We start from the raw sequence: 25238 nt of genomic DNA, 5'->3' as shown, positions 1-25238 counted from the left end.
TCCGATCCGTCTAAATAGTAAGCTGCAAAAGCTCTGTCGGAGCGCGTAAAATATGGCCAGCTCCCCAATCTTGAATATTAACAGTTGCGTGGATATAACCCCAGGCAGCGATGGCGGTGTGCATGTCTGCCCGAATCCCGGCATCGATATCCCGTTTGGCGTCACCTACATAAAGAATATTGTTGCCCTGATCGATGTTTAATGCCGCTCGGGCGTGGTGCATTGGCGCCGGATGCGGTTTTTTGAAACCCAGCGTATCACCACAAACCAGTGTTTTTGCCGTTTTCAACACTTGGTATTTAGCAAACAAAGGCAAGGTTAGTTTCGTCGGTTTATTGGTGACGATGCCCCACGGAATATGGTGTTCGTTGAAAGCCGCTAACACTTCTTCGATGCCGCTAAATAAGCGGCTGTGCCGGGGAGGATTTTGCTGATAAATCGCAATGAACTCAGCTCTGAGCCGTTGTTTGTTTTCAGCGGATAGCGGGGCTTCAAACGCCAAGTCCAATAACGGGTATATTCCATCAGAACCAATCGGTATTATTTGCTCCAATGAAACTGCAGGCCGCTGGTACTGGACCAGTAATTGGTTTAAAACGGCATGGAGATCGCCGGCGGTGTCAACCAGTGTGCCATCAAGATCAAATAATACGCCTTTTCCCTGCCATTGCCTCATTGTTGAACTCGCTAATCGACGCTGTTTTCCGAAAGTGGCTATTGCACTTACTCTTTATATCACCAAGCCACATAAACTAACCCCTAATTGTCAGGATTATCTGAATTTAGCTCGATTGATCCTTTGGCTTTTCAAATGCCAATAAATAATTCACATCCAGGCCAGGAGCCAGCTTATGGTTTTCATTGATCGGATTGTAATGGATCCCGGTCGCATCAATACATTTAAGGCCTGCGGATTCTGCCCAGCCGATGAGTTGCGACGGGCGAATAAATTTATTCCAGTCGTGGGTTCCGTTAGGGACAAGCTTGAGTAACTTTTCAGCGGCAACGATTGCCAACAAGTAAGATTTGGTGGTTTTATTCAAGGTTGAGAAAAACGCTTTTCCGCCGGGTTTAACCATCGCCGCACAGGCTTTAATAATGGATTCTGGGTCTGGAACGTGTTCCAACATTTCCATACAGGTGACCACATCAAAATGTGCAGGCAATTGCTCGGCTTTTTGTTCCACTGGAATTTTTTGGTAGTCGACTTCGACCCCAGCTTCCAAAGCGTGCAACATTGCGATATTCAGCGGCTCTTGACCCAAGTCGATGCCGGTGACGTTGGCACCAACGCGGGCCATGCTTTCGGCCAGAATGCCACCGCCGCAGCCAACATCTATGGTGGCTAAATCGAAAAGCGAACCACAATGGGACTGAATAAAACTCAGCCTTAATGGGTTGATTTGATGTAGCGGTTTAAAGTCACCTTCGGTATCCCACCATTGACTCGCGACTTTTTCAAATTTTTCGATTTCTTTGGGGTTGACGTTTACGTCTTGGCTCATAATTTGCGGATCCGACTGGGTTAATCAAGCTTGCTTACACAAGCTAACTTTTCACGTTAAGCACAGCGAAAATGGCTGACTCAGAACGATGGCTACTCGTTAATACGATCGCCGATTTTATTCAGAACTTTCACATCACCGCGACACACCGCGATAATCGATTTGTCTCGTTTAAATTCATCATCGATGATCACCCGGCCTTTGTCCGCTTGCGGAAACTGGCCAACCTGATGATTAAATTCTAAGGTGTGAATGTCGTAATAAAGCACAGTCACGGTTGTTAACGGATTTTCATTACTGCTCATAGTTGAATTTTCTGTTCCTGAAACATTACAAGCGCAGCCCATTGCTGGGGAACCCTCATTCGAAACCCCGACCGACAATCGATACGGCTTAACATTATTTGTGTACTGGGCACATTATATATCTAACCACAGTGGGTATGTAAACCGTGATATGTGAAATGTGTTGTGCAACGGATGATTTTCTATTCACAGTAAATTTACCTTCTGTTGTAATTAATGCTACTAATTTTCCGGGAAGTTTGGTAACGTCAGAAGCTTAATAAAGCCGTGCAGAGCATTCGCATTTTATGCTAGTATTCTGCACCAATAAAAATATACATAAAGCAACTTGCTGATTTAGGGAAAGCATCATTTTATGACCGATCTGGCAAAAGAAATCATTCCAGTTAACATCGAAGACGAGCTAAAAACGTCTTACCTTGATTATGCGATGAGTGTAATCGTTGGGCGGGCCCTACCCGATGTCCGTGATGGTCTGAAACCTGTTCATCGCCGTGTGTTGTACGCAATGCACGATTTAGGTAACGATTGGAACAAGGGCTACAAGAAGTCTGCCCGTGTTGTTGGCGACGTAATCGGTAAATATCACCCACATGGTGATACTGCGGTTTATGACACTATCGTTCGTATGGCGCAACCATTCTCCTTACGCTACATGCTGGTAGATGGTCAGGGTAACTTTGGTTCTGTTGACGGTGATTCCGCGGCAGCCATGCGTTATACCGAAATTCGTATGCAAAAGATCTCCCATGCTTTGCTTGCGGATTTAGAAAAAGAAACCGTGGATTTCGTTCCCAACTATGATGGTCAGGAACAAATGCCCGCGGTGATGCCAACTCGTGTGCCTAACCTATTAGTGAATGGTTCCTCAGGCATCGCAGTTGGTATGGCAACCAATATCCCTCCTCACAATTTAACCGAAGTCGTCAATGGCTGTATTGCCATGATTGATAATTCGGATATCACCATTGAAGAGTTATTCGAATATATCCCCGGTCCTGATTTTCCGACTGCGGGTATCATCAGTGGTAAAGCGGGTATTGAAGAAGGGTATCGTACCGGTCGTGGTAAATTAAATATTCGTGCTCGCGCGGATATTGAAGTTGACGAAAAAACCGGTAAAGAAACCATTGTCGTACACGAACTTCCTTACCAGGTTAACAAAGCTCGCCTAATTGAAAAAATGGCGGAACTGGTAAAAGAGAAACGTCTTGAAGGTATCTCTGCCTTGCGTGATGAGTCTGATAAAGACGGTATGCGCATGGTCATTGAAGTGAAACGCGGTGAAGTCGGGGAAGTGATTCTCAACAACCTTTACAAGCTGACACAAATGCAGGTTTCTTTTGGTATGAACATGGTTGCGTTGACGGACGGTCAACCAAAACTGTTTAACCTTAAAGAAATGCTCGAAGCGTTTATCCTGCATCGCCGTGAAGTTGTGACGCGCCGTACAATTTTCGAATTGCGTAAGGCTCGTGAACGTGCACATATCCTTGAAGGTTTAGCCGTAGCGCTGAGCAATATTGATCCGATTATTGAGTTAATCAAACGTTCACCGACACCAGCGCAAGCAAAAGAGGCGTTGGTTGAAAATGGTTGGAACCTCGGCAATGTTTCAGAAATGCTGGAACGTGCGGGTAATGATGCCGCACGTCCGGAATGGCTGGAACCTGAATATGGGATCCGCGATGGTAAGTACTATTTAACGGTACAACAAGCGCAAGCCATCCTTGACTTACGTTTACATAAGTTGACTGGTTTAGAACATGAAAAAATTCTAAACGAGTACAAAGAGTTATTAGAAATCATCGCAGAATTAATGCATATTCTTGCAAGCCCAGAGCGTTTGATGGAAGTGATTCGTGAAGAATTAGAAGCCATCCGCGAAGAGTTTGGCGATGAACGTCGTACCGAAATATCGCTTGCTTCTCATGATCTGTCGCTTGAAGATTTGATCAATGAAGAAGATGTTGTGGTGACCTTGTCCCATGAAGGGTATGTGAAGTACCAACCGTTATCTGAGTACGAGTCTCAGCGTCGAGGTGGTAAAGGTAAAGCAGCGACTAAGATGAAAGAAGAAGATTTCATTGAACGTCTGCTCGTTGCCAATACCCATGACACGATTCTGTGTTTCTCCAATCGCGGTCGCATGTATTGGCTCAAAGTTTATCAATTGCCATTAGCGACACGAACTGCGCGTGGACGACCCATTGTTAACCTATTACCACTGGAAAGCGATGAACGCATCACTGCGATATTGCCAGTTCGAGAGTATGAAGAAGATAAATTTATCTTTATGGCGACAGCTTCCGGTACGGTGAAGAAGACACCATTAACGGCATATTCACGACCTCGTGCAAACGGTATTATTGCGTTGAATCTTCGTGATGACGATACCTTGATTGGCGTTGATATTACCAACGGTGATAGTGAAATCATGCTGTTCTCGGACGAAGGTAAAGTGGTTCGTTTCCATGAACAGGGTGTTCGAACGGTTGGTCGTACTGCCACAGGTGTTCGCGGTATGAAGCTAGAAGAACAACAAAAAGTTGTTTCTTTGATTGTTCCGAAGAATCAAGGGCCAATTCTTACCGTCACCGAAAACGGTTATGGTAAGCGTACTGAACTGGAAGAATACCCAGCGAAGAGCCGTGCAACCAAAGGTGTTGTCTCAATTAAAGTGAGCGATCGTAATGGTTCGGTTGTTGGTGCGGTTCAGGTCGAAGAAGCGGATGAAATCATGCTGATCACCGACAATGGTACTTTGGTACGGACACGCGTTCATGAAGTCAGCGTGATTGGCCGAAATACCCAAGGGGTTCGGTTGATCAGAACGGCAGAAGACGAACACGTCGTTGGATTGCAACGCATCGATGAAATCGAAGAAGAGCCTGAATTGGAAGATGCCGATGATGCAGGGGAGGAGCCAGTAAATGATGCTTCTGAACCGGCTCAGGACGCAGCGCCCGAGGCAGATGACGAGTAAAGTTTTTTACACGACATAATAAATGGGCGGTTTTTACCGCTCATTTTTTTTCTGGTCAGGACTCGTTCCTGACTATTAGTTTCTAGCTTTGCCAAATTCAGGTAAAGCTTAATCGCAGATAATCTATACAAGTAGTTAGTCATGAACGAGATTTATAATTTTTGTGCCGGACCTGCCATGTTGCCCAAACCGGTAATGGCCCAGGCCCAATCGGAGTTTTTAAACTGGAATGATACCGGCTGTTCGGTGATGGAATTAAGTCATCGTGGCCCGGAATTTATGGCGCTTGCCGCTCAAGCAGAGCAAGATCTTCGGGATATCCTTGGTATTCCGGATAACTACAAAGTGCTATTTTGTCATGGCGGCGGCCGTGGGCAGTTCTCAGCGGTGCCGCTAAATTTATTGACGGTATCGGGAAAAGCCGACTACGTCGTCACCGGCTCCTGGTCAAAAAGCGCGGTGTCAGAAGCGCAAAAATATGGCGATATCCGTGTGATAGAGCCCGTTGTTGCAACCCATGATGAACAGCATGTGTTGCCGTCAGCGCAATGGGGTTTGTCCACAGATGCCGACTATGTGCATTATTGTCCCAATGAAACCGTTGATGGTATCGAAATCTTTGAAATCCCGGAAACAGGCAACGTGCCACTCGTTGCCGATATGTCTTCAACGATTTTGTCGCGACCTATTGATGTCAGTAAATTTGGTTTAATTTATGCTGGTGCGCAGAAGAATATTGGTCCTTCGGGGCTGACCATAGTCATTGTTCGCGATGACTTGTTAGGACGCGCAATGCCAACTGTTCCGGGGATCTTCAATTATCAGACACTCGCGGATAATGGCTCAATGTTCAATACCCCGCCTACCTATGCCTGGTATCTGGCAAGCTTAGTGTTTGACTGGCTTAAAAACTTGGGTGGTTTATCCGTGATGGCGGAAAAAAATCGAATCAAGGCGAAGCATTTGTACGATTATATTGAACAAAGCGAATTTTATTACAGCAAAGTGGCGCGAGAAAATCGCAGTACTATGAATGTGCCATTTTATTTAAACGATGAAAGCCTCAACAGTGAATTCTTACAACAGGCAAAAGCGGCAGGCTTGTTGGCGTTGAAAGGGCACCGTTCAGTCGGTGGCATGCGCGCCAGTATTTACAATGCTATGCCGTTTGAAGGCGTAAATGCATTGGTTGAATTTATGCAAACATTTGCTGAGCGCCGCCGCTAGATAACACGAATATACCGATTAAAGATTAGTAAACTGACGTAAAAAGGAAGTACCCATGAACCAATCACCTTCAACTCTGATTTTCCATGCAGCGCCTGCCGGCCCGGTAAACGGCGATATCACCATTCCCGGTGATAAGTCCATATCGCACCGTTCTATTATGTTTGCGTCTTTAGCCGAAGGCACAAGTCATATCCGTGGTTTTTTACCAGGCCAGGATTGTCTGGCGACGATGAATGCGTTTAAAGCCATGGGGGTTGAAATCCACGGACCGGATGAAAACAATAGTGTTGTGGTGCATGGGGTTGGCATGCATGGCCTGAAAGCACCAGAGCAAGCCATGGATGTAGGTAATTCCGGGACGTCTATTCGCCTTTTATCCGGGATCCTAGCGGGTCAGGCATTTGCGAGTGAAATGATTGGTGATGAGTCGTTAAATAAACGCCCAATGATGCGAGTTGTGAATCCTCTTCAAAAAATGGGCGCAAGTATCAGCGCAGAAGAAGACGGCACGCCACCGTTAAAGGTTGCAGGAAAAAGCACATTGACGGCAATTGACTATCCATTGCCTATGGCATCGGCTCAGGTTAAGTCCTGCGTTCTACTTGCCGGTATGTACGCACAAGGTACCACGGTTGTTACTGAGCCAGGTATTACTCGGGATCATACCGAGCGTATGTTAAATGCATTTGGTTACCCGGTAACGGTCGAAGGCAATAAGGTCTCTCTTAATGGAGGCGGCAAACTCACCGCATGCGACATAACTGTACCAGGCGATATCTCCTCTGCAACTTTCTTTATTATTGCCGGACTAATTGCTGAGCAAGGCACATTAACCTTGCGCAATGTGGGTATGAACCCTACCCGAATCGGGGTTTTGAATATTGTTCGTAAAATGGGCGCTAATATTGACGTTGTGAATGCGCGCTTGGCAGGCGATGAGCCGGTCGCAGATTTAATTGTCTATGCCAGTGAACTAAAAGGTTGTGATATTGATGATGCCGATGTTCCTCTTGCTATTGATGAATTCCCCGCTATATTTATTGCCGCTGCCTGCGCCAAGGGAATAACCCGTTTAAGAAATGCCGAAGAGCTGCGAGTTAAAGAAAGTGATCGCATTCAAGCGATGGCTGATGGCCTGAAAATACTTGGTATTGATTGCACAGTATATGATGATGGCATTGATATCACTGGTGGACAACTAACCACAGGTACCGTAGATAGCCAGCACGATCACCGAATTGCGATGGCTTTTGCTATCAGTTCACTGCGCTCTAGTGGTACAATCCACATATTGGATTGCGATAACGTGGCCACGTCATTTCCGGTTTTTGTCGACCTGGCAAATGACGTTGGTTTAAACATTACTCAGGAATTAGTAAATGAATGAACAAATCCCTTTAATCACCATTGATGGTCCCAGCGGCGCTGGGAAGGGTACCGTTGCCAGGATTGTAGCGGAACAATTAGGATGGAATCTGCTGGACAGTGGCGCGATCTATCGCGTGTTAGCCGTTGCCACTAACCACCACAATATTGATATTGAAAGCGAGGAAGCATTAATTCCTCTGGCATCGCATCTGGATGTTGAATTTGAAATTCAGAAAAAAGGTGAGTCGCGTGTGTTGCTTGAAGGCGAAGACGTGACGAACGTGATCCGTACCGAAGACGTCGGTGCTATCGCGTCAAAAATTGCCGCATTTCCCCGGGTACGCGAAGCATTATTAAGACGCCAGCGAGCATTTAAGCAAATGCCCGGTCTATTGGCAGACGGTCGAGATATGGGCACAGTGGTGTTTCCTGACGCACCGGTAAAAGTATTTTTAACCGCCAGCCCGGAAGAACGCGCCAAACGTCGTATGCTGCAGTTGCAAGATAAGGGTATTGATGTTAACATCGGGCGCCTTTTGGCGGACATCAAGCAACGAGATGAGCGAGATCAAAACCGTTCGGTTGCACCATTGTTGCCAGCAGAAGGTGCTTTGTTAGTTGATTCTACTGAGCTGAGCGTGCCTCAGGTGGTAGAAAAAATACTGGCATTTGCCAATGACAAATTATCGGAATTTTAATAATTCCAATGTAGTTCGCTGCAGGGAAGATAGTGGACTTTTTTAACAACCCCATGAAACATGTATGTTGAATGGATTAATAACTGAGTTAACTTACAAGTTATGACTGAAAATTTTGCACAGCTTTTTGAAGAAAGCTTAAAAGAAATCGAAACACGTCCAGGTTCTATTATCAAAGGCATGGTCGTTGCAATCAATAAAGACAACGTTCTAGTTGACGCTGGCCTGAAATCTGAGAGTGTTATCTCTTTAGATCAGTTTAAAAACACAGCTGGTGAAGTAGAAATTAACGTTGGTGATTCGGTTGACGTAGCGCTAGATGCTACTGATGACGGTTTCGGTGAAACTATCCTTTCTCGTGAAAAAGCGAAGCGCTTCGAAGCTTGGCAGTTCCTTGAAAAAGCTTACGAAGAAAAAGAAACTGTTATCGGTGTTATCAACGGTAAAGTTAAAGGCGGCTTCACAGTTGAAGTTAGCAACATTCGTGCGTTCTTACCTGGTTCTCTAGTCGATGTACGTCCAGTACGTGACACGGCTCACTTGGAAGGTAAAGATCTAGAATTCAAAGTTATTAAGCTTGATCAAAAGCGTAATAACGTTGTTGTATCTCGTCGTGCTGTTATCGAATCTGAAAGCAGTGTTGAACGCGATCAACTACTTGAGTCTCTTCAGGAAGGCCAAGAAGTTAAAGGTATCGTTAAGAACCTTACTGACTACGGTGCATTCGTTGACCTTGGCGGCATCGATGGTCTACTACACATCACAGATATGGCTTGGAAGCGTGTTAAGCACCCAAGTGAAATCGTTAACGTTGGTGATGAGATCCCAGTTAAAGTTCTTAAATTCGACCGTGAGCGTACCCGTGTATCACTAGGTATGAAGCAGTTGGGTGAAGATCCATGGGCAGCTATCGCTAATCGTTTCCCAGAAGGTTCTAAACTGACTGGTCGTGTTACAAACCTAACTGACTACGGTTGTTTCGTTGAAATCCAAGAAGGCGTTGAAGGTCTTGTTCACGTTTCTGAAATGGATTGGACTAACAAAAACATCCACCCATCTAAGGTTGTTAACCTAGGTGACGAAGTTGAAGTTATGGTTCTTGAAATTGACGAAGAGCGTCGTCGTATTTCTCTAGGTCTTAAGCAATGTATCCCGAACCCATGGGAAGAGTTTGCTAAGAACTTCAACAAAGGCGACAAAGTTAGCGGTAAGATTAAGTCTATCACTGATTTCGGTATCTTCATCGGTCTTGACGGTGGTATCGACGGTCTTGTTCATCTTTCTGACATTTCTTGGAATGGCGGTGAAGAAGTTGTTCGTGAATACAAGAAAGGCGATGAGATCTCAGCTGTTGTCCTACAGGTTGATCCAGAGCGTGAGCGTATCTCTCTAGGCGTTAAGCAAACTGAAGATGATCCGTTCAATATGTATCTGACAGACAACAAAAAAGGTGCTATTGTTACTGGTACTGTAGCTGAAGTTGACGCTAAGGGCGCGAAGATTGCTCTTATCGAAGGCGTTGAAGGTTACATCCGTGTATCTGACATCTCTCGTGACCGTGTTGAAGATGCATCCACTGAATTATCAGTAGGTGACAGTGTTGAAGCTAAGTTCGTCGGTGTTGACCGTAAGAACCGTGTAATCAGCCTATCTATCAAAGCGAAAGACCAAGCTGAAGAACGTTCAGCGATGGACAACTTGAACCAGGAAGAAGACACTGGTTTGAGCGCGATGGCAGAAGCATTTAAAAACGCTAAAGGCTAATTTAGCTCTTAGGTGAGGAGATAATTTTTATCTCCTCAATCTCTAATCCATCGGCTAGCGCCAAAATGAACTGGAGGTCAAATGACCAAGTCAGAACTCATTGAGAAGTTAATTGATAAGATGGATCACTTGTCAGCTAAGGATGTAGAATCAGCCACTAAGGAAATTTTGGAAATGATGGCGGAAACCCTGGAAGGTGGTGACCGTATTGAAATTCGAGGATTCGGCAGTTTTTCACTACATTATCGCGCGCCACGGGTTGGACGCAATCCCAAAACTGGGGAATCTGTTGACCTAACGGGTAAATATGTTCCACATTTTAAACCGGGTAAAGAGTTGAGAGAAAGAGTAAATCTTTCATTAGCTTAATTGCAGAATAAGACAGAAAAAGGCATGCTATATAGCATGCCTTTTTTTTCATTGTGCCAGTTGTCGTCGGCAAATAAGAATTAAGGTTAAAATACTTATTTTTCAGAAAAAGAGCGGAGATTCTCGTGAAATTATTTATTTCGGTTGTATTTCTTTTTATACTGCTGGCCATTGCATTTGTCTTTGGCTCACAAAATGAGCAACTAATTGAATTAAATTATATCGTTGCTAAAGCTGAAATTAGTGTTTCCCAGGCGGTCAGTCTGTTTACCTTTCTCGGCTTTTTGATAGGTTTTTTAATCTCTTCGCTATTTTCTTTTAAACGCCGTCTGACGCGTAAAAAGTCTGGTTAAGTGAATTCCCTTATAAGAAATTATCGCCATGTTTGAACTGTTATTTTTATTACTTCCAGTAGCCGTCGGTTACGGCTGGTTTATGGGAAGAAACAGCGTCAAACAAAAAGATCAAAGTGCGAAAGAATCATTATCCATCAAATATTCCACCGGTCTGAATTATCTGTTGTCGAATCAACAGGATAAAGCTATCGACTATCTCCTGGAAGCACTAAAACACGAAGATGATACGGTTGAAGCTCACTTTGCCATGGCAAACTTGTTTCGTCGCCGTGGAGAGCTCGACAGAGCCCTCAAAGTTCACGAATATCTGGTGCGCCAACCGGTATTATCGGACAAAGAAAAACAACAAGCAGCATTCGAGCTAGGCAGAGACTTTCATAGTGCAGGTCTGTTTGACCGCGCTGAAAAAATGTTCCTCAAACTGACCAAATCACCTACCTACGGCATTAAAGCCCTGGCGTATTTGTTGCAAATCTACTTATCGACCAAGGATTGGCAAAAAGGCATTAAACTCGAAAAGGCGGTCCGTAAGTCTGAAGACAAGAAGTTGAATCATTCGTTAGCAAATTTTTACTGTGAACTGGCCGAATTGGCGATGCAGGATGATGAATATATCAAAGAGCTGGAACTTCTTGAACATGCTCTGGTGCTAAACCCAAATTCCAGCCGGGCGAAGGTAACCATGGCGAAAGTTTATGAAAACTCTGAGCAGTACAATGAAGCTTGCCGTTGCTATCAAGAAATATTTTTGCAGGATCAGGAGTTTTTTCCTGATGTAATTGATAGAATGCGCGACTGCTATATGCGAAGTGATCACAAAGACGAATTTTATCCTTTTATTAAAGGTGTGTTTGAGAAGACCGGTAGTAGCACTGCACTGATAACGTATCTTGAGTATATTCAACAAAGCCATTCACCTGAGAAAGCGGTTGAATACTTATTATCGGCTTTACATCGTCGTCCGACCATTCGCGGCTTTAAACATTTCGTCAAAATGCAAATTAATGAAGAGAATCCGCAAACACAGCAGGAATCACTGGATGTGATTAAAGAGTTGGTCACAGCCTATTTGAAATTGCGTCCCAGATATAGTTGTCGCAATTGTGGGTTTAACAGTACCGTGCACTATTGGTCTTGTCCATCCTGTCATGATTGGGAACAAATCAAACCAGTAAGAGGTTTGGAAGGAGAATAAGTATATGTCAATTGATCCAAAGGTTGTTGTTGCCCTGGATTTTCCTAACAAAGCTGACGCGTTATCATTTGTTGATAAAATTGAACCAGCAGATTGTCGCTTGAAAGTGGGTAAAGAAATGTTCACCCACTTTGGACCGCAATTTGTTCAGGATTTAACGCACCGTGGTTACGATGTGTTCTTAGACCTTAAGTTTCATGATATTCCTAATACTGTCGCTAAGGCTGTCGCAGCAGCAGCCGATTTAGGCGTATGGATGGTCAATGTGCATGCCAGCGGCGGTAGTGCGATGATGCAACGTGCCAAACAGGAATTGGAACGTTATGGTGATAAAGCGCCATTATTGATCGCGGTTACGGTTTTGACGAGCATGGGAACTGCCGATTTACGCGAACTCGGCATCGAATTGACTCCGGAGCAACAGGTTCTTGCGTTAGCGAAACTGGCACAAAAGTCCGGCCTTGATGGGGTCGTCTGTTCGGCTCAGGAAGCCCAGGTTTTAAAACAGACCTTAGGGGAAGCTTTTAAATTGGTCACTCCGGGTATTCGACCGGTAGGTGCCAGTGTCGATGACCAAAAGCGCATTATGACGCCACCTGAAGCGATTTCTGTTGGTGTGGATTATTTGGTCATTGGACGCCCAATCACCAAAGCTGAAGATCCTGCTGCGGTATTGAAAAGCATTAACGCTTCACTTGAACGTTAATGCATAAAACCGCAATAACCAAATAACAAAGCCACCTGATAAGGTGGCTTTTTTTCTGCCCGAAAAAATTTCATTGATGTGTCTAAGCTTAAAATGCACCACATGGGGTGGTCATATTGGTTCTCAAATTTAAACTTCAGCGAATTAATCCGCAGATATTTAATGGCGTTATTGAGATCCAATTGTTTATTACTAAAGGAAGAAATCAATGAATAAACTATGTTTAACGCTTTTTATAGCCTTATCTATTTTTGGCGGAGCTTGTCATGCCGCCAATGCGGCGTCAGTCAAAGTCGAACAATCAGCGCAAGTTGATTCCGTAAACTTAAATCAAGCTGATCTGCAGGAATTACAGAAAATCAGTGGGTTAGGGGCCAAAAAAGCGCAAGCGATAATTGACTATCGTGAAGTAAATGGCCCCTTCACTGATGTAAAGCAATTGCTTAATGTGAAAGGGATCGGCGAGAAGTTTTTACTGAAAAATGGCAAATCATTGCGATTGTAGGTAACAAACATCATGGATTCGCGGCTCAATAAGCGTCTCAGGGCCGATAATCCATGGGGTTAATATTATTGGCTGTGATAACGTATTTCAGGCGCCAGTAATACTCGTAGTTTAGGGAGCAAAAAAAAACGCCAGTTATCACTGGCGTTTTTGTATCAAAGAATCGACTTTAACTGGCGATGAGTTTCAATGACTCGGGGCGCAGACTTAACTAAAGTTTCAGTCTTTATTTAAGGTTTCGTCGGACCCGCTGAGCTATGGTTTGTCGCTGAGGCCTGGCTCGCAACTCTCACCGAACGACCAAATTCTGCTCGCTCTTCGCTAGCAAGTGCTGATGTCGGTAGTTCAGAATCAACTTCCGATGCTACCATCTCAGGCTTAGTCATTGGTGCGTTAGCCTTACCACTCAAACGATGAACTTTAGCCGCTTTAACTGGCTTAACCGTTTTTGCATCAATAATCTCAGATCCCGGTTTTTCTTCGGTATCGGTGATTTCACTTGTTGCATCGGCGCTCGGTATTGATTGAACGTTAACTTCGGGCTCCTGCTCGACAGTTGGCGCTTGAACATCTTCTGGCTGAACTATCTCTGCCTGTTGTGATGAATTATCTTCATTCGCTTGCGTAGTAGGAGCAACAACCGGAGTAGGCTCTGGGCTCACGCTGCTCTGTTCTACCGCTTGGACATCGCTCGTTGCTTGTTCAACAGCAGGCTCTGCAGCACTTGGCTCTGGGCTAGTTGGCAATTCAGAATTGTTCTCTGTCACTGGCACTGATTGAGTTTCCTCATGCGCAGACACTTCTAATTCCAATTGCGTACTACCTTCATCTTGTTGAGACGATGACGCTTGGGTTTGAACAACGGTCTCTTGTTCATCCTGAACCGCAGGTTTAGCCTCTTCAGGATTCAAATCCAAAGAGGTTTGCATCGCTTGCTCAGATTCTGCAACAGAAGGGTAGCGAGCAACGACAGCATCGTCGACAGGTTTTACGGTGTCTGATGCTTGCGCGGTATCGGCCTCTTGCTCAGCGTTTTGATCTTTGTCTTTACGACGACGTTGACCATGGGAGCGAAGATGACGAGGAGAACGACGGGTACGATTCTTACCTTCTTTCTCACGTTTCACATCCGACTCTGCAACCTCAGCTTGTGCTTCTGGTGCAGTTTGTGTTTCTTCAATTGGCGCTTCTACTGGTTTTTGAGCGGCAGTTGGTTTTTTCTGAGCCTGACGACGGTTGCCTTTGGCAGGTTTTTCCTTGGCGACAGGCTTCGCGTCTTGGCTTGCATCCGCACTCGTTTGGATCGCAGTTTCGGCAACGTTTTGTTCAACTCGGTCGTCATTTAAACGAACCTTTTTACGAGTGTTACGACGTTGACGACGCTCAGCGACTTTCTCTTCTTTGACTGCTTTTTCTTGCTGCTTTTCAGGCGCGCGCTTCACAGGCTTCTTCGCATTGCGGTTTGGTGCAGAGCTTTGGGTTTTTTCGCCCGGCTTATTGTCTCTGCTGCTTTCACGCTTGTCTTGATTGCCGTCACGCTTGTCTTGGTTGCGACTACGACGTTGTTGCTGACGAGGTTTGCGTTGACGGTGATCGCGTTTATCTTGATCAGAACGTTTACGGCTCTGTTGTTTAGATTTCGTCTTCGGTTTTTCTTCTGTTGCAAACAGCGATGTAAAAAATGCTGCTATTGCCGCAAATAACCCGCCTGACTGTTTCTCTTTTTCCGGTGCTTTTTGCACTGGAGTAGCTTTTGGCGCAGTCATGCCTTGTAATACAGGCTCGTCACGTTTTATCGCATCTTTCTGGAATTTTGGCATTACTGCTTCTTCCGCAACCGGCTCTGCGACTTTTACTTCATAGCTGGCCTGTGCAGTAGATTCATCATCTCGAACACGGATCACTTCATATTGCGGTGTATCCATATTCTGGTTTGGCAAAATCAGAACTTTAACATCATGACGCTTTTCGATATGACCAACGGCATTACGTTTTTCGTTTAACAGGTACGTAGCAACAGGCACAGGTACCTGAGCGTGCACTTGACTGGTTTTGTCTTTGATCGCTTCTTCTTCCATCAGACGCAATACAGACAGTGCCAGAGATTCAACCCCACGTACGTGACCGGTACCATTACAACGAGGACAGGCGCCCTGACTTGTTTCACCGATGGATGGACGCAAACGCTGACGCGACATTTCCAATAAGCCAAAACGAGAAATGCGGCTTAACTGAATACGTGCTCTATCAGAACGGACGGCGTCACGCATGCGATTTTCAACTTCACGTTGATGACGAACTGGGGTCATATCGATAAAGTCGATTACTACAAGACCACCTAAATCGCGCAAACGTAATTGACGAGCAACTTCTTCTGCGGCTTCAAGGTTGGTATTGAATGCGGTTTCTTCGATGTCACTACCTTTGGTTGCTCTTGCAGAGTTAATGTCGATAGACGTTAACGCTTCCGTAGGATCGATTACGATAGAGCCGCCAGAAGGCAGGCGAACTTCCCGTTGGAAGGCCGATTCAATTTGCGATTCGATTTGATAATGGGTGAATAGGGGGACATCGCCCTTATAAAGTTTAACTTTATTGACAAAATCCGGACGAACAAGTTGGATGTGTTCTTTAATGTTGTCGAACACTTTTGGACGATCAATTACGATTTCACCAATGTCGCGGCGCAGGTAATCACGAATAGCGCGCAGAATAACATTGCTTTCTTGGTGAATTAAAAATGGTGCCGGCTTAGAGCTGGCAACACTATCAATGGAGCGCCAATAATGTAATAACACACTTAAATCGTGGGCGAGTTCTTCGTACTCTTTGCCGACACCGGCAGTACGGACAATAAGTCCCATACCTTTTGGCAGGTCTAGCTTACTCAAAGACTCTTTGAGTTCGGTACGTTCATCGCCTTCGATACGACGGGAAATACCGCCAGCGCGAGGGTTGTTAGGCATTAGTACCAGATAACTACCGGCCAAGCTGATAAACGTAGTGAGCGCGGCACCTTTTTGGCCTCGCTCTTCTTTATCGATTTGAACGATGACTTCCTGGCCTTCACTTAACACATCTTTAATGTTTGGACGGCCCTGAAAACTATAACCCTGAGGAAAATAGCTTTTGGCAATTTCTTTCATTGGAAGGAAGCCGTGGCGGTCAGCACCATAGTCGACAAAGGCGGCTTCTAGGGAAGGTTCTACGCGGGTAATTTTACCTTTGTAAATATTGGATTTTTTTTGTTCGTGACCAGGGCTTTCGATATCAAGATCATAAAGACTTTGGCCGTCAACAAGTGCTACGCGGAGCTCTTCCGACTGTGTAGCATTAATTAACATGCGTTTCATTGATTATGTGACTCTATTTTTTGTCACAACATATGCGAGAGTGCAGGCAATCGTTGCTTAGTATTAGCTAAGCAAACAGAGGGTTGTCAGCCTCACGGTTGTCAACGCCAGTTAATCTGGATCTGTTATCTATCTGATTGTTTATTTTTTACGCTATTGCAAACAAATACAGCAATCTGGCAATAACGTGTATTAACTATTTACACTCAAAGCAGTGTTGTGCTTTTCTTAAGTTTTGCTCATTAATGCTGGATTTGATGTTTATGCTGCAGTTTCTGATAGGTTACACACATCAGAGCCAGCAAATGGCGATGCTATCCGTGTATCGGGCAAACCGATAATTGGGGTTTGCTAAATAAAATGTACAGGGACGTTGCCGCATCAAACCTCTTACAATTCATAAAGAGCTTCGTTTTTTCATGGTTATTGGAAAATCATCAATAACCTGTTCATTATCCCACTAAAGTGTAGGTTAAGGCAACAATTAAGGCGTGATAAATTTACTTTAATTACACTTACTTCGGATTCGAACCGCAAAGCGGCGGCTTGTCACCGAACCGCATTGCCGGTATATGCGTGGAGAACTCTGGATTCGTTGGCGATATAGGCCAGCATAATGATTACTCATGTGTTAAAATCCTTGCACGCTTTTCTTTATTTAATAGTCAGTGAATTACGTGAGCAACCATTCATCAACGACAGTCAACACTGGGCAATCGAGCACTTCGGATGCACCCAGACCCAAAGTACAATACCACGAAATTGACGAGGCCAGTGATGGTCAGCGCATCGATAATTTTTTATTAAAAACCTTAAAAGGTGTTCCCAAAAGCATGATCTATCGATTATTGCGTAAAGGGGAAATACGGGTAAATAAAAAGCGCATTAAGCCGGAATACCGTTTACAGCTCGAAGATATTGTCAGAATTGCGCCTATTCGCATGCCAGATAACCCGGAAAAGGTTTCCCCGCAGTTAAAGAAAGTTGCGTCTTTGGAACAGCAGATTATCTTTGAAGACGATTGCCTTATTGTTATTAATAAACCTTCTGGAATGGCGGTTCATGGTGGTAGCGGCCTGAGTTTTGGTTTAATCGAAGCGTTGCGGGCACTGCGCCCAACAGCAAAAATGTTAGAACTGGTGCATCGACTGGATCGCGATACATCCGGTTGTTTGGTTGTCGCCAAAAAACGATCAACGTTACGAAATTTGCATGAACAACTTCGCCATAAGAAAGTACAAAAGTTTTATCATGCGCTGGTCAAAGGGCATTGGTCGACTAAATTGACCCGAGTGACGGAAGGATTAAAGAAAAATGAACTGAAATCCGGGGAACGTGTGGTGGTGGTAGATAACCAACAAGGGAAAGAGTCCGAAACTCGTTATAAAGTACTGACCCATTATATTGGTGCAACCTTGGTTCGTGCCTTTCCGGTCACTGGGCGAACCCATCAAATTCGTGTGCATTGCCAGGTCAAAGGTCATCCTATTGCCTGTGATAATAAATATGGCGCCGAAGATTTTAGCGCGACGATGCAATCACTTGGTTTAAAGCGATTGTTTTTGCATGCTGCAAGTATTGAGTTTAATCACCCAAAAGATGACCAGCGAGTGAAATTTGAAGCGCCGTATGATCCGCAACTGACCGCGGCTTTGAAAAAACTGGATGTGAAAACTTTTTAACAACCTGAACGGTGATGATGAGGTTGCCTAAACAATCAGGTAACCTCAAAATAACTAAGCTTGCAGAGCGAGCACATCGATTCCCTGATTTGCCAAGAGTTTTGTCAGGCCTATCAAAGGTAAACCAATCAGACTGTTTGGGTCATCCCCCTCTAATCGTTCAAATAAGCAGATCCCTAATCCTTCACTTTTAAAGCTGCCGGCACAGTGCAAAGGTTGCTCGGCATTTACATAGGCTGTTACCTGGGTTAAAGAAAGCTCCCGAAAGTAAACATTGAACGGTTCCACAATAACTTGATATGAATCATCACCACTATTATAAAGACACAGTGATGTTAAAAATGTCACTTTATCGCCACTAAAACGCATCAGTTGATTGATGGCGTTCTCGCAACTACCTGGCTTCCCCAGTATTTCTCCCTGATGCACCGCAACTTGATCGGAACCAATGATCAATGCGTTGCGGTGGCTTTCAGCCACTTTCTTTGCTTTGCCTAGCGCCAGGCGCTCAACTAATTGCTCCGGGGTTTCGTGGGGCAGGGGCGTTTCATCAATATCGGGTTTGTCACAGATAAAATTGAGATTGAGTTTTTCTAAAATGGCTTTACGAAATACTGAAGTAGAGCCTAACACTAGTGTTTTCATTGTGGCGTTTGCTTGCGTTAATCATGATTCATGAAATATTTTACCTGACCGCTGCCGATAGCGAAAGCGATGTTATCGCGACATGGATATCGAATAACTGTGCACTTTTCACTTTAGGATTGTATTCAATGTGTTAAAATGTGTCATTAATTGAGCGAAAGCACTTAAAGTGTTTAATTTTCTTTTGACACAGGGGCCGACAGCCTTTATCATGCGCGCCTTATGCAGAACCTTAAACTTCCGATAACCATAGACCCATATAAGAGTGCTCAACGGCGCTTGGTATGTGAAGGATATTTTGAGTTATCTGGATTAGAACGATTGCAAGCTGTGACCAATGGCCACGGTGAGCATGTAAATGTAAAGATCACCTTTGATGTCGACGAGCAAGGTCTGATTACACTTTCAGGTCAAGCCCAGGCATCAGTGTCTTTAACATGTCAGCGTTGTAATGAAGATTTTTCACAGGATTTGCAGGTTGAATTCTGTTATTCTCCTGTGAAGAACGAAGAAGCTGTCGAACAGTTACCTTCGTATTATGATGCCGTAGAATTAGATGAAAATGGTGAAGTGAATTTACGCGAATTAGTGGAAGATGAGTTAATTCTCGCAATTCCGCTAATCCCGAAACATGAACTCGAAGATTGTCGTGCAAATGCCGACAGCACTTGGGGGAAGTTACCGGATACGCTTGAGAAACCGAATCCATTTGATGTATTGAAACAACTCAAGTAACTTGTGATTTTAGGAGTAAAGTAATGGCCGTACAGAAAAGTAAAAAGTCTCGTTCAAGACGTGGCATGCGCCGTTCACACGATGCGTTAACTGCAGAAAATCTATCAGTAGATAGCGTATCTGGTGAAACTCATCGTCGTCACCACGTAACAGCCGATGGCTTTTACAAAGGTGTCAAAGTTATCGCTAAATAAGCGAGAACACTTTGGTGAGTCTAACGGTAGCGTTAGATGTTATGGGGGGCGATCATGGCCCCCTTATAACTTTGCCTGCAGCAAAATTGGCGGTCGAAACATTGCCAAACCTTCATCTCGTGCTCTGCGGTGATGAAGCAATTATTCAATCCCACCTCAATACTCTACAACTTTCTAATCATCCTCAACTATCGATTCAGCATGCCAGTGAAACCATTAGCATGGACGAAAAACCTGCCATTGCACTGCGTTGTAAAAAAGATTCTTCGATGCGAGCTGCTCTGAACTTAGTTCGAGATGATCAGGCTCAAGCCTGTGTAAGCGCTGGAAACACCGGAGCATTACTGGCGATAGCCCATTTTGTATTAAAAATGATCCCAGGCGTCGAACGTCCAGCCTTGATTACTCATCTACCTCTTAGTGATGGTAACTCCCATGTGTTTATGCTGGATTTAGGGGCGAATGTTTTTTGTAATTCTGACACCTTATTTCAATTTGCCTTAATGGGTTCGGTCATGGCTGAACAGGTTGACGGTATCAAAGAGCCCAAAGTTGCCTTATTAAATATGGGTGAAGAAGACATTAAAGGCAGTGACCATATTAAGCAAACTGCGGCACTATTAACCGCAAGCCCATACATCAATTACGCTGGGTTTATCGAAGGAAACGATATCTTTTCCGGAAAGGCCGACGTGATCGTATGTGATGGCTTCGTCGGCAATGTTGCACTGAAAACCTGTGAAGGTGTGGCGAAAATGGTCATGGACAAGGTTAAAAAAATCGTCAATGAAAGTCCTTTTACCCGATTTCTGGGTGTTTTATTAAATCCAACCTTAAAAAAAATCCTAAAACGACTGAACCCCGACCAGTATAACGGGGCAAGTCTGTTAGGATTACGTGGCATTGTGGTTAAGAGCCATGGTAATGCCAATAGTACAGCCTTTTATAATGCAATTTTAGAGGCCGTCAAAGAAGTCGAAAGGCAAGTTCCTGAGAAAATTAAAAATAAAGTTGAACTGGGATTAATCAAAAGGTCTTAACAAAACGTTATGTATTCAAAAATTATTGGGACAGGAAGTTATTTTCCTGAGCAAGTGCGCACCAATGCGGATTTGGAAAAAATGGTAGATACCACAGATCAGTGGATCACCGAACGCACGGGTATCAAAGAGCGCCGCATCGCCAATGAACAAGAAAATGTTGCCTATATGGGAGCAGAAGCTGCGAAAAATGCAGTAGCAATGGCAGGAATCGATGTGAAAGACATTGATATGATTGTCATGGGAACAACCAGTTCCCATGTTGATTTACCGAGTGCAGCCTGCCATGTGCAAAAATATCTGGATTTACCAAACATTCCAGCGTTTGACGTGGCCGCGGCCTGTTCAGGTTTTATTTATAGCTTGAGCGTTGCCGATCAGTTTATTAAATCGGGTATGGTAAAGCGTGTATTGGTTATTGGTTCCGATGCATTGTCACACATGTGTGACCCACAGGATCGTAGTACCATTATTCTATTTGGTGACGCGGCTGGTGCGGTTATTCTCGAAGCAAGTGAAGAGCAAGGCGTCATTTCAACGCACTTACATGCTGACGGTGAATATGGCGCATTGCTTGGGGCAGGTTCACCAAAACGTGGTGATTTGCTTACCGAAGAAAAAGCTTACCTATATATGAAAGGTAACGAAGTGTTTAAGTTTGCGGTCACTCGTTTAAGTGAAATCGTTACAGAAACGCTTGCCCACAACAATATGGACAAATCAGATATCGACTGGCTTGTACCACATCAGGCAAACCTGCGGATTATATCGGCGGCGGCGAAAAAGCTTTCGATGTCTATGGAACAAGTGGTCGTTACGCTACACAAGCACGGTAATACGTCTGCCGCGACAATCCCTACCGCATTAGATGAAGCCGTTCGAGACGGTCGCATCAAACGCGGACAAATCATTCTAATGGAGGCCTTCGGTAGTGGTTTTACCTGGGGTTCCGCACTGGTACGTTTTTAAAAGAGATTTAATATGCAAACGAATCTAGCATTTGTGTTTCCGGGACAAGGATCACAATCACTTGGTATGTTGGCAGATTTTGCTGATAACGAAACCGTTCAGCAAACATTTGCAGAGGCTTCTGATGCTTTAGGTTATGACCTTTGGCAGTTAATTCAGCAGGGCCCGGCGGATAAACTTAACCAAACTCACATTACTCAACCGGCGCTACTTACCGCAAGTGTTGCGATGTGGAGAGTCTGGCTGCAAATGGGGGGGAATAAACCTTCGCTTTTGGCTGGACATAGTCTGGGAGAATACTCGGCATTGGTATGTGCAGGCGTTTTGTCCTTGGCAACCGGCGTTAAATTGGTGGAAAATCGCGGTTTATATATGCAACAGGCGGTACCACAAGGCACCGGCGCAATGTTCGCCATCATTGGTCTTGATGATGAGGCAATTAAACTTGCCTGTGAGCAAGCGGCTCAAGACGAAGTCGTTTCACCCGTTAATTTTAATTCGCCAGGCCAGGTCGTGATCGCGGGTAATAAAGCGGCGGTCGAACGTGCCGGGGAATTATGTAAGGAAGCTGGCGCGAAAAGAGCATTACCTTTGCCGGTTAGTGTTCCGTCCCATTGTGCCTTAATGGCCAGTGCAGCAGAAAAGTTAGCTCAGGATTTAACCAATACTGATTTTAATGCACCACAAATTCCAGTCATCAATAATGTCGATGTTGCGACCTATAGCGATGCACAGCAAATTAAAGATGCTTTGATTCGACAACTGTACAGTCCAGTTCGCTGGACCGAAACGGTGAAAAAGATGGCTTCGCAAGGCGTCGATACCTTGGTTGAAGCTGGACCTGGTAAAGTGTTGCAGGGTCTGACTAAACGAATCGACAAGTCAGTATCTTGTACTTCCATAAACACAGCACAGAGCATGCAATCAGCTCTTGAAGATTAACAAGGATTTATTATGTCAGGACTTTTTAATTTAGATGGTAAAGTCGCATTAGTTACCGGTGCCAGCCGTGGTATTGGTAAAGCAATCGCACAACAATTGACTGACGCAGGTGCGACAGTCATTGGCACTGCGACCTCTCAAAACGGTGCGGATGCAATTAGTGAGTACCTAGGTGAACAAGGTAAAGGCTTTGCCTTAAATGTTACCTCTCAAGAATCGGTTGACGCATTATTTGTCGCAATCAAAGAAGAGTTTGGCGCGGTTGATATCTTAGTGAACAATGCCGGTATTACCCGTGACAACTTGATGATGCGTATGAAAAATGAAGAGTGGGACGATATAATCGCCACCAACTTATCTTCCCTGTATAAATTAAGTAAAGCGGTGATGCGTCCGATGATGAAAAATCGCGCTGGCCGTATTATTAGCATTGGCTCCGTGGTTGGCTCTATGGGCAACGCTGGACAGGTCAATTATGCAACCGCGAAAGCAGGCTTGCTTGGCTTTACAAAATCATTGGCCAAAGAAGTCGCGTCGCGCGGAATTACCGTCAATGCTGTCGCTCCGGGTTTTATCGATACGGATATGACACAGACGTTAAGTGATGAGCAAAAACAAGCAATTTTCTCACAGGTTCCTGCAAATCGTCTTGGTAAACCAGAAGAAATTGCCAGTACCGTGGTGTTTTTAGCATCCGATGCGGCGGCTTATATTAATGGTGAAACGATTCACGTTAATGGCGGTATGTATATGGCGTAATGGCATGAGTTACTCATCTGCCATTAGCCCAAGGAATAACCCAGATCATCACGATTAAAATAACTCGTTGATTATTTGAGTTAATTTTTAGAGAATATCTCTCTGAAAACGAATGTTGGTCGTTCGATAAGCGTTCGACCAATAACGCGCAAATTGACGTCTGCTAATTGAAAATAATTCATTTGCAAATTCGCCGTATTTTCGCGATAAATATTTGATTAGCCATCAGGTTTGACCAGCTGTAATTTACCGATAAATACTTGCATGGTGACCGGTTGGAGAATAAACTACAGGCAATTTTTATAATTGCTAATTTTAGTAAAGGAAAAAAAATGAGTACTATCGAAGAACGCGTTAGAAAGATTATTGTTGAGCAATTAGGTGTTAAAGAAGAAGAAGCAAAAAATGAAGCCTCTTTTGTCGATGATTTAGGTGCAGATTCTTTAGATACCGTTGAGCTAGTAATGGCTCTTGAAGAGGAATTCGATACTGAGATTCCTGATGAAGAAGCGGAAAAGATCACAACTGTTCAAGCTGCAATCGATTACGTTACAGCAAACAGCTAATCAGCATTGATTCGAAATAGGCGGTTAATACCGCCTTTTTTGTTTTTATTCATTTCAAACGGAGATTGGATTCGTGATGCGCCGAGTTGTGGTAACCGGACTGGGATTATTAAGTCCTTTGGCCAATGACCCTGAATCGACCTGGCAACATTTGATGTCAGGCACCAGTGGTATTGGTCCAATTGAACATTTTGACATTAGCAGCTTTCCTACCAAATTTGCAGGCCTGATCAAAGGCTTTGACGCCGAATCTTTTGGCATCGCCAAAAAAGAAACCCGTAAAATGGATTTGTTTATCCAATATGGCATCGCCGCGGGAAATCAGGCGTTGGCCGATTCAGGATTACAAATCAATGAAGAAAATGCACCACGTGTTGGTGTTGCTGTCGGTTCTGGTATCGGCGGTTTAGGTTTAATTGAAGAAAATCATGAAAAAGTATTAAAGAACGGGATAAGAAAACTGTCACCATTTTTCTGTCCGGCAACGATTCTGAACATGATTTCCGGTCATTTATCCATTTTGCATGGGATGAAAGGGCCAAATATTTCGATTGTTACTGCGTGTACAACAGGTGTCCACAATATCGGTCATGCGGCGCGAATGATCGCCTATGGTGATGCTGATGCGATGCTAGCCGGCGGTGCAGAAAAAGCGTCTACGGTACTCGGTATCGGTGGCTTTACCGCCGCCCGAGCTTTGTCGACCCGCAATGACGCACCACAACAGGCATCACGCCCTTGGGATCAAGATCGTGACGGCTTTGTGTTAAGTGATGGCGCAGGCGTACTGATGCTAGAAGAGTATGAGCATGCCAAAGCACGAGGTGCAAATATTTACGCCGAACTTGCAGGCTTTGGTATGAGTGGCGATGCACACCATATTACCTCACCGCCAGAAAATGGCAGTGGTGGTGCGTTGGCAATGAGTAATGCTCTGCGTGATGCAAAAATCAATCCTGAGCAGGTAGGTTATATCAATGCCCATGGAACCTCGACACCGGCGGGTGATATCGCTGAGACGAACGGCATTAAATCCGTATTTGGCGATCATGCATATAAGTTGGCGGTGTCATCAACAAAATCGATGACGGGTCATATGCTAGGTGCCGCAGGCGCTGCAGAAGCGATATTTACCATTCAATCTCTGGTAAATCAGACCATCACACCGACAATCAATCTGGATAACCCCGGTGAAGGTTGTGATCTTGATTATGTGCCACACCAGGCACGTGACGCGAAATTGGAATACGCTTTGTGTAATTCTTTTGGCTTTGGCGGCACCAACGGCACGTTATTGTTCAAAAAGATATAAGGGCTTAGATAATTTCATTTCGAATTGAAATTAATCCCTTGCACTTCATTAGAT

The 25238-nt window shown here is 44.5% G+C and carries 23 protein-coding genes and 1 pseudogene; 19 read left to right on the top strand and 5 right to left on the bottom strand.

The annotated features are described in order from the left end of the window. Positions 1-10 precede the first annotated feature (10 nt). The 3 genes from FE810_RS00370 to FE810_RS00360 form a co-directional block, all read right to left on the bottom strand. Positions 11-676, bottom strand: a complete 666-nt coding sequence (locus FE810_RS00370) for an HAD family hydrolase (protein WP_138318050.1) — start codon at positions 674-676, stop codon at positions 11-13. A gap of 106 nt (positions 677-782) precedes the next feature. Then, on the bottom strand, positions 783-1505 hold the full coding sequence (gene ubiG, locus FE810_RS00365; protein ID WP_138318049.1) for a bifunctional 2-polyprenyl-6-hydroxyphenol methylase/3-demethylubiquinol 3-O-methyltransferase UbiG: 723 nt from the start codon (positions 1503-1505) through the stop codon (positions 783-785). Positions 1506-1597: 92 nt separating this feature from the next. Continuing rightward, the gene (locus FE810_RS00360; RefSeq protein WP_138318048.1) at positions 1598-1810 is read right to left on the bottom strand and encodes a TIGR02922 family protein; all 213 of its coding nucleotides are present in this window, start codon (positions 1808-1810) and stop codon (positions 1598-1600) included. Between the two features lie 355 nt (positions 1811-2165). On the opposite strand from FE810_RS00360, the pseudogene gyrA reads away from it, so the two are divergent. The 10 genes and pseudogenes from gyrA to FE810_RS00310 all read left to right on the top strand — a co-directional run. Further along, a pseudogene (gene gyrA / locus FE810_RS00355) lies at positions 2166-4622 on the top strand (DNA gyrase subunit A); the annotation flags it as partial. Between the two features lie 315 nt (positions 4623-4937). Beyond that, entirely contained in the window at positions 4938-6023 is a 1086-nt protein-coding gene (gene serC / locus FE810_RS00350; RefSeq protein ID WP_138318046.1) for a 3-phosphoserine/phosphohydroxythreonine transaminase, read from the top strand. 55 nt (positions 6024-6078) lie between these two features. Next, positions 6079-7413, top strand: coding sequence for a 3-phosphoshikimate 1-carboxyvinyltransferase (gene aroA / locus FE810_RS00345; protein ID WP_138318045.1), 1335 nt, complete (start codon positions 6079-6081; stop codon positions 7411-7413). Continuing rightward, positions 7406-8092, top strand: coding sequence for a (d)CMP kinase (gene cmk, locus FE810_RS00340; RefSeq protein ID WP_138318044.1), 687 nt, complete (start codon positions 7406-7408; stop codon positions 8090-8092). The genes aroA and cmk overlap by 8 nt, the downstream gene beginning before the upstream one ends. A gap of 102 nt (positions 8093-8194) precedes the next feature. After that, on the top strand, positions 8195-9856 hold the full coding sequence (gene rpsA, locus FE810_RS00335; RefSeq protein WP_138318043.1) for a 30S ribosomal protein S1: 1662 nt from the start codon (positions 8195-8197) through the stop codon (positions 9854-9856). An 81-nt stretch (positions 9857-9937) separates the two neighbouring features. Next, positions 9938-10225, top strand: a complete 288-nt coding sequence (ihfB, locus tag FE810_RS00330) for an integration host factor subunit beta (RefSeq protein ID WP_138318042.1) — start codon at positions 9938-9940, stop codon at positions 10223-10225. A 125-nt stretch (positions 10226-10350) separates the two neighbouring features. Continuing rightward, positions 10351-10578: a lipopolysaccharide assembly protein LapA domain-containing protein gene (locus FE810_RS00325; protein WP_246036816.1), complete on the top strand. Its 228-nt coding sequence runs from the start codon at positions 10351-10353 to the stop codon at positions 10576-10578. Between the two features lie 28 nt (positions 10579-10606). Next, positions 10607-11776 (top strand): lipopolysaccharide assembly protein LapB, encoded by a 1170-nt coding sequence (lapB, locus tag FE810_RS00320; RefSeq protein WP_138318040.1) that lies wholly within the window; start codon positions 10607-10609, stop codon positions 11774-11776. A 4-nt stretch (positions 11777-11780) separates the two neighbouring features. Further along, a complete protein-coding gene (gene pyrF / locus FE810_RS00315; protein ID WP_138318039.1) occupies positions 11781-12482 on the top strand; it encodes an orotidine-5'-phosphate decarboxylase in 702 nt (233 codons plus the stop codon). 208 nt (positions 12483-12690) lie between these two features. Further along, positions 12691-12987, top strand: a complete 297-nt coding sequence (locus tag FE810_RS00310) for a ComEA family DNA-binding protein (RefSeq protein WP_138318038.1) — start codon at positions 12691-12693, stop codon at positions 12985-12987. Between the two features lie 230 nt (positions 12988-13217). On the opposite strand, the gene rne is transcribed toward FE810_RS00310, so the two are convergent. Next, positions 13218-16340, bottom strand: a complete 3123-nt coding sequence (gene rne / locus FE810_RS00305) for a ribonuclease E (RefSeq protein WP_138318037.1) — start codon at positions 16338-16340, stop codon at positions 13218-13220. A 677-nt stretch (positions 16341-17017) separates the two neighbouring features. On the opposite strand from rne, the gene rluC reads away from it, so the two are divergent. Next, positions 17018-18022 carry a 23S rRNA pseudouridine(955/2504/2580) synthase RluC gene (gene rluC / locus FE810_RS00300; RefSeq protein WP_138318036.1) on the top strand — a complete coding sequence of 335 codons (1005 nt, stop codon included), beginning with the start codon at positions 17018-17020 and terminating at the stop codon, positions 18020-18022. 54 nt (positions 18023-18076) lie between these two features. Here rluC and FE810_RS00295 read toward each other — a convergent pair whose 3' ends face one another. Further along, on the bottom strand, positions 18077-18667 hold the full coding sequence (locus FE810_RS00295; protein ID WP_138318035.1) for a Maf family protein: 591 nt from the start codon (positions 18665-18667) through the stop codon (positions 18077-18079). Positions 18668-18889: 222 nt separating this feature from the next. Here FE810_RS00295 and yceD point away from each other — a divergent pair, with 222 nt between their 5' ends. The 8 genes from yceD (at position 18890) to fabF (ending at position 25184) form a co-directional block, all read left to right on the top strand. Further along, entirely contained in the window at positions 18890-19402 is a 513-nt protein-coding gene (gene yceD / locus FE810_RS00290; protein ID WP_138318034.1) for a 23S rRNA accumulation protein YceD, read from the top strand. A 23-nt stretch (positions 19403-19425) separates the two neighbouring features. Further along, positions 19426-19596 carry a 50S ribosomal protein L32 gene (gene rpmF, locus FE810_RS00285; protein ID WP_138318033.1) on the top strand — a complete coding sequence of 57 codons (171 nt, stop codon included), beginning with the start codon at positions 19426-19428 and terminating at the stop codon, positions 19594-19596. A gap of 11 nt (positions 19597-19607) precedes the next feature. After that, positions 19608-20636 (top strand): phosphate acyltransferase PlsX, encoded by a 1029-nt coding sequence (gene plsX / locus FE810_RS00280; protein ID WP_281278306.1) that lies wholly within the window; start codon positions 19608-19610, stop codon positions 20634-20636. A 9-nt stretch (positions 20637-20645) separates the two neighbouring features. Continuing rightward, positions 20646-21605 carry a beta-ketoacyl-ACP synthase III gene (locus tag FE810_RS00275; RefSeq protein WP_138318031.1) on the top strand — a complete coding sequence of 320 codons (960 nt, stop codon included), beginning with the start codon at positions 20646-20648 and terminating at the stop codon, positions 21603-21605. 12 nt (positions 21606-21617) lie between these two features. Next, entirely contained in the window at positions 21618-22547 is a 930-nt protein-coding gene (fabD, locus tag FE810_RS00270) for an ACP S-malonyltransferase (protein WP_138318030.1), read from the top strand. Between the two features lie 12 nt (positions 22548-22559). Next, positions 22560-23306 carry a 3-oxoacyl-ACP reductase FabG gene (gene fabG / locus FE810_RS00265; RefSeq protein ID WP_138318029.1) on the top strand — a complete coding sequence of 249 codons (747 nt, stop codon included), beginning with the start codon at positions 22560-22562 and terminating at the stop codon, positions 23304-23306. A 332-nt stretch (positions 23307-23638) separates the two neighbouring features. After that, entirely contained in the window at positions 23639-23872 is a 234-nt protein-coding gene (gene acpP / locus FE810_RS00260; RefSeq protein ID WP_138318028.1) for an acyl carrier protein, read from the top strand. A gap of 76 nt (positions 23873-23948) precedes the next feature. Next, positions 23949-25184, top strand: a complete 1236-nt coding sequence (fabF, locus tag FE810_RS00255) for a beta-ketoacyl-ACP synthase II (RefSeq protein WP_138318065.1) — start codon at positions 23949-23951, stop codon at positions 25182-25184. Positions 25185-25238 lie beyond the last annotated feature (54 nt).

Origin of the sequence: Thalassotalea litorea, assembly GCF_005843925.1 — a bacterium.
Lineage (GTDB): Bacteria > Pseudomonadota > Gammaproteobacteria > Enterobacterales > Alteromonadaceae > Thalassotalea_A > Thalassotalea_A litorea_A.
This window is presented reverse-complemented; position numbering and strand designations above follow the sequence as displayed.

Coding starts and splice junctions, on each gene's coding strand:
- rpmF (WP_138318033.1), top strand. CDS start 19,426: ATGGCCGTACAGAAAAGTAAAAAGTCTCGTTCAAGACGTGGCATGCGC.
- fabD (WP_138318030.1), top strand. CDS start 21,618: ATGCAAACGAATCTAGCATTTGTGTTTCCGGGACAAGGATCACAATCA.
- rne (WP_138318037.1), bottom strand. CDS start 16,340: ATGAAACGCATGTTAATTAATGCTACACAGTCGGAAGAGCTCCGCGTA.
- rpsA (WP_138318043.1), top strand. CDS start 8,195: ATGACTGAAAATTTTGCACAGCTTTTTGAAGAAAGCTTAAAAGAAATC.
- fabF (WP_138318065.1), top strand. CDS start 23,949: ATGCGCCGAGTTGTGGTAACCGGACTGGGATTATTAAGTCCTTTGGCC.
- FE810_RS00310 (WP_138318038.1), top strand. CDS start 12,691: ATGAATAAACTATGTTTAACGCTTTTTATAGCCTTATCTATTTTTGGC.
- ihfB (WP_138318042.1), top strand. CDS start 9,938: ATGACCAAGTCAGAACTCATTGAGAAGTTAATTGATAAGATGGATCAC.
- FE810_RS00275 (WP_138318031.1), top strand. CDS start 20,646: ATGTATTCAAAAATTATTGGGACAGGAAGTTATTTTCCTGAGCAAGTG.
- FE810_RS00370 (WP_138318050.1), bottom strand. CDS start 676: ATGAGGCAATGGCAGGGAAAAGGCGTATTATTTGATCTTGATGGCACA.
- aroA (WP_138318045.1), top strand. CDS start 6,079: ATGAACCAATCACCTTCAACTCTGATTTTCCATGCAGCGCCTGCCGGC.
- pyrF (WP_138318039.1), top strand. CDS start 11,781: ATGTCAATTGATCCAAAGGTTGTTGTTGCCCTGGATTTTCCTAACAAA.
- cmk (WP_138318044.1), top strand. CDS start 7,406: ATGAATGAACAAATCCCTTTAATCACCATTGATGGTCCCAGCGGCGCT.
- serC (WP_138318046.1), top strand. CDS start 4,938: ATGAACGAGATTTATAATTTTTGTGCCGGACCTGCCATGTTGCCCAAA.
- fabG (WP_138318029.1), top strand. CDS start 22,560: ATGTCAGGACTTTTTAATTTAGATGGTAAAGTCGCATTAGTTACCGGT.
- ubiG (WP_138318049.1), bottom strand. CDS start 1,505: ATGAGCCAAGACGTAAACGTCAACCCCAAAGAAATCGAAAAATTTGAA.
- FE810_RS00360 (WP_138318048.1), bottom strand. CDS start 1,810: ATGAGCAGTAATGAAAATCCGTTAACAACCGTGACTGTGCTTTATTAC.
- lapB (WP_138318040.1), top strand. CDS start 10,607: ATGTTTGAACTGTTATTTTTATTACTTCCAGTAGCCGTCGGTTACGGC.
- FE810_RS00295 (WP_138318035.1), bottom strand. CDS start 18,667: ATGAAAACACTAGTGTTAGGCTCTACTTCAGTATTTCGTAAAGCCATT.
- yceD (WP_138318034.1), top strand. CDS start 18,890: ATGCAGAACCTTAAACTTCCGATAACCATAGACCCATATAAGAGTGCT.
- acpP (WP_138318028.1), top strand. CDS start 23,639: ATGAGTACTATCGAAGAACGCGTTAGAAAGATTATTGTTGAGCAATTA.